General features: G+C 77.8%; 1 protein-coding gene. It reads right to left on the minus strand.

Translation table 11 applies throughout. The features are described 5' to 3' along the window. Positions 1 to 5073: SDR family NAD(P)-dependent oxidoreductase (locus ACFW1A_RS38425; RefSeq protein ID WP_380417948.1), on the minus strand; the 5073-nt coding region annotated here is incomplete at both ends.

Consider the following 5073-nt stretch of genomic DNA (forward strand, 5'->3'; position numbering starts at 1 on the left):
GCTCCAGGCCCATCCCGACCCGCTGACCGCCCTGGCCGGAGAAGAGGAACGCCAGCCCGCCGGTCCCGGCGGTGCCCCGCACCACGCCCGGGCCGTCCGGGTCGCGCAGCGCGGCCGGGTCGCCGAGCACCACGGCCCGCTCCTCCAGCGCGGCCCGGCCGGTCACCAGCGCGTGCGCCACCGCCACCGGATCACCGCCTTCGGCCAGGTCCGCGATGCGGCCCGCCTGCTCCCGCAGTGCCGCCGCCGACCGCGCCGACACCACGAACGGCACCGGCCGAGGCGACGGCAGCGCCACGGCGGCCGGGGCCTGCGGCACCCCTTCGACGATCACGTGCGCGTTGGTCCCGGACACGCCGAAGGCCGAGACGCCGATCCGGTGCGGCCGGTCCAGCTCCGGCAGCAGCTGACTGTCCGTCAGCAGCGCGACACCGCCGTCCGACCAGTCCACGTGGGGCGTGGGCGCGTCCACGTGCAGGGTGCGCGGCAGCACCCCGTGCCGCAGCGCCAGCACCGACTTGATCACCCCCGCCACCCCGGCCGCCGCCTGGGTGTGCCCGAGGTTCGACTTCACCGACCCGAGCCAGAGCGGTCGTTCGGCCGGTCGTCCGGCGCCGTAGGTGGCCAGCAGCGCCTGCGCCTCGATCGGGTCCCCCAACCGGGTCCCCGTCCCGTGCGCCTCCACCGCGTCCACCTCCCCCGCCGACAACCCCGCACTCGCCAACGCCTGCCGGATCACCCGCTGCTGCGCCGGACCACTCGGCGCCGTCAAACCGTTCGACGCACCGTCCTGGTTCACCGCCGAACCCCGCACCACCGCCAGCACCTCATGACCCAACCGGCGCGCGTCCGACAGCCGCTCCACCAGCAGCAGCCCGACGCCTTCGGACCAGCCGGTCCCGTCGGCGGCGGCCGCGAAGGCCTTGCACCGGCCGTCGGCGGAGAGCGCCCGCTGGCGGGAGAACTCCACGAACAGGCTGGGCGTCGACATCACCAGCACGCCGCCCGCCACCGCGAGGTCCGACTCGCCGGAGCGCAGCGACTGCGCCGCCAGGTGCAGCGCCACCAGCGAGGACGAGCACGCCGTGTCCACCGTCACCGCCGGCCCCTCGAAGCCGAAGCTGTAGGAGATCCGGCCGGAGGCGACACTGGCCGCATTGCCGAGACCGAGATAGGCCTCCAGTTCGGCCGGGGCCTGCTGGCTCCCGCTGCCGTAGTCGCGTCCGGAGCTGCCCGCGAAGACGCCGGTGCGGCTGCCGCGCAACGCCTGCGGGTCGATCCCGGCCCGCTCGAACAGCTCCCAGGCGGTCTCCAGCAGCAGCCGCTGCTGCGGGTCGATCGCGGGCGCCTCACGGGGCGGGACGCCGAAGAACTCCGCGTCGAACTCGGCCGCCCCGGCGAGGAATCCGCCGTGCCGGGTGTAGCTGGTGCCGGCCCGGTCCGGGTCGGGGCTGTAGAGCCGGTCCAGGTCCCAGCCGCGGTCGGTCGGGAAGTCCCCGAGCACGTCGGTCCCCTCGGTGACGACCCGCCAGAGGTCCTCCGGCGAGTCGATCCCGCCCGGGAAGCGGCACGCCATGCCCACGATGACGATCGGATCGTCGTCCCGGGTCGCCGGCGGTGCGGCGACGACGGTGGCCGGCTCGGCGCCGCCCCACAGCTCCTCGGCGAGCCAGTCGGCCAGCGCGGTCGGGGTCGGATGGTCGAAGACCACGGTCGCGGGCAGCCGACGGCCCGTCACGGCGGCCAGCCGGTTGCGGAACTCGACGGCCGTCAGCGAGTCGAAGCCCTGCTCGCGGAAGGCCCGGCCCGGCTCGACCGCCGCACCGCCCGAGCGGTGCCGCTGGACGGCCGCGGCCTGGTCGCGGACCAGGCCGAGCAGTGCGCGGCGCCGCTCGGCGGCGGGCAGCACGCCCAGCCGCGCGACCAGGTCGCCCTCCTCGGCCGCGACGACCGGCGCGGCGGTCCCGGCCGGCAGCAGCTCGGCCACCAGGGGGTGGCTCCGGCCGCCGAACAGCACGGACCAGTCGGCGTCGGCCACCACCAGGTGGCTCTCGTCCTGGTCCAGCGCCTGGCCGAGCAGCTCGACGGCCTGCTCCGGCGGCAGCGACACCAGGCCGTGCCGCAGCAGCTGCTGCTCCGCACCGTCGGCGGCGATGCCCGCACCGGCCCAGTGCCCCCAGGCGATCGCGGTGGCGGGCAGGCCCGCCGCCCGGCGCTGCGCGGCCAGCGCGTCCAGGTAGGCGTTGCCGGGCGCGTAGTTGGCCTGGCCCGGGATGCCGCACAGGCCGGCCAGCGAGGAGAAGAGCACGAACGCGGTCAGCGGCCGGTCCCGGGTCAGCTCGTCCAGCAGCCGGGCGGCGCCCGCCTTGGCCCGCAGGGCCAGCGCGACCTGCTCGGGAGTGAGGTCGGGGATCAGCCCGTCGTGCAGCGCCGCGGCGGTGTGCACCACGGCGGTCAGCGGCAGCTCGGCCGGGATGCCGGCCAGCAGCTCGGTGAGCGCGGCCCGGTCGGCCACGTCGGCGGCGGCCAGGCTCACCCGACTGCCCAGCGCCGCCAGCTCGGCGGCCAGCTCGGCCGCCCCCGGCGCGTCGGCGCCCCGGCGGCTGACCAGCAGCAGGTGCTCGGCGCCGCGGCCGGCCAGCCAGCGGGCCACCTGCCCGCCGAGCGCACCGGTGCCCCCGGTGATCAGGGTGGTGCCGCGCGGCACCCACGGCTCGGTGGTCCGGGCGGGCGGGCCGGCCGGGACCAGGCGGCGGGCGAAGACGCCGGACGGGCGGACCGCCAGCTCCACCTCGCGCCCGGGGCCGGTGGCGGCGAGCAGCGCGGCCACCTGCTGCCAGGCGTGCCGGTCGGGCTCGGCCGGCAGGTCGAGCAGGCCGCCGTGCAGCTCGGGCTGCTCGACGGCGAGGATCGCGCCGAAGCCCCAGACCAGGGCCTGCTCGGGGGCGGTCACCGGGTCCGCCGGACCGGTGCCGACCGCGCCGCGGGTCAGGTACCACAGCGGTGCCCGGACCCCGGCGTCGCCGAGCGCCTGGGCCAGCGTCAGCTGGGCGGCGTAGACCGGCGGGACGGCTTCGGGGCCCGGTACCGGCCCGGCCGGGCCGGCCAGGGCCACCACCCCGGCCACCGGGCCCGCGACCGCCAGCCGGGCGGCCAGCTCGGCGCGGTCCACCGAGCCCGCCAGCAGCTCGACCCGCGCACCGAGGCCGGTCAGCGCCTCGGCCAGGGCTGCCACCCACGGGTGGTCCCCCGGCGCCGGCTCGGTGACGACCAGCCAGCTGCCGGTCAGCCGGACCGCGTCCGGCGGGGTGACGGGCCGCCAACCGACCCGGTGCCGCCAGCCCTCCGCCGCCCCCGCGGCCCGGCGCTGCTCCCACCAGGAGGCCAGCGCCGGCAGCACCGGGGCCAGTCGCTCGCCGGCGAGGCCGAGCGTCTCGCCGAGGCGTCCGGCGTCCTGCTCGGCCACCAGCTCCCAGAACGCGCCGTCGGCCGTGCCCGCCGGGGCGGTGAGCTGCTCCGGCGAGCGGCTGGCCGCCAGCCAGTAGCGCTGCCGCTCGAAGGGGTAGGTCGGCAGTTCGACCGGGTGCGCGGCGGCGCCCGCGAAGGCCGGTCCGAAGTCGACCGCCACACCGCGCACGTGCAGGTCGGCCACCGAGGCGAGCCAGCGGGCCCGGTCGCCCGCACCGCGCCGCAGCGAGCCGGTGACCACCGGCTCGGCCACGCCCGCCGCCTCCAGCGTGTCCTCGACCGCACCGGTCAGCACCGGGTGCGGGCTGACCTCGACGAAGACGGTGTGCCCGGTCTCCGCCAGCCGCCGGGTGGCCTGCTCGAACCGGACCGTGCTGCGCAGGTTGCGGTACCAGTAGTCGGCGTCCAGCTCGGCGGTGTCCAACCAGTCCCCGGTGACGGTGGAGAGCAGCGGGATCCGCCCGGTGGTCGGCCGCACCTCGGCGAGCAGGTCGAGCAGCTCGGCACGGAGCGCCTCGGTCTGCACCGAGTGCGAGGCGTAGTCGATGGCCACGGGTCGGACCTGGGCGCCCTCGGCGGTGTAGGCCTCGGTCAGTTCGGCCAGTGCGGCCAGGTCGCCCGAGACCACGGTGGCGAGCGGGCCGTTGACCACGCCGATGGAGAGCCGGCCGGGCCAGGCGGCGATCCGGGCCTCGACCTCGGCGAGCGGACGGGCCACCGAGACCATGCCGCCCTTGCCGGACAGGGTGGCCAGCGCCTTGGCCCGCAGCGCGACGATCCGCGCGGCGTCGTCCAGGCCGAGCCCGCCGGCCAGGTACGCCGCCGCCACCTCGCCCTGGCTGTGCCCGACCACCGCGTCCGGCCGCACCCCGTAGGCCTGCCAGAGTTCGGCCAGCGAGACCATCACCGCCCAGAGCGCGGGCTGCAGCACGTCCACCCGGTCCAGGCCGGGCGCCCCCGGCTCGCCGCGCAGCACCGCCGGCAGCGACCAGTCGGTGTAGCGGGCCAGCGCCTCGCCGGTCCGCTCCAGGGCGGCGGCGAACACGGGTTCGGTGTCCAGCAGGTCGGCGGCCATGCCGGTCCACTGGGAGCCCTGGCCCGGGAAGACGAAGACCACCTTGCCGGGCGTGCCGGCCCGCCCGCGCACCACACCCGGTCCGACCGGGTCGCGCAGCGCCCCGGGTCCGGTGCCGATCGCCACCGCGCGCTCGGCCAGCGCGGCGCGGCCGGTGCGCAGGGTGTGCGCCACGTCCAGCGGGGCGAGGCCGGGCGCGGCCGCGGCCAGCCGGGCGCCCTGGGCCGCCAGCGCGTCCGGGGTCCGGGCCGAGAGCAGGAACGGCAGCACCTGCGGGCCCGTCGGGGCGGCCGCGGGAGCGGGCTGCTCCGGGGCCTGCTCGATGATCACGTGGGCGTTGGTGCCCGACACGCCGAAGGCGGAGACCGCCGCCCGGCGCGGCCGGTCCACCGCGGGCCAGTCCTGACGCTCCGTCAGCAGACGGACGGTGCCGTCGGTCCAGTCCACGTGCGGGGAGGGCCGGTCGACGTGCAGGGTGCGCGGCAGCACCCCGTGCCGGATCGCCAGCACGGACTTGATCACCCCGGCGA

The sequence above is a fragment of the Kitasatospora sp. NPDC058965 genome, assembly GCF_042741245.1.
Classification (GTDB): Bacteria; Actinomycetota; Actinomycetes; order Streptomycetales; family Streptomycetaceae; genus Kitasatospora.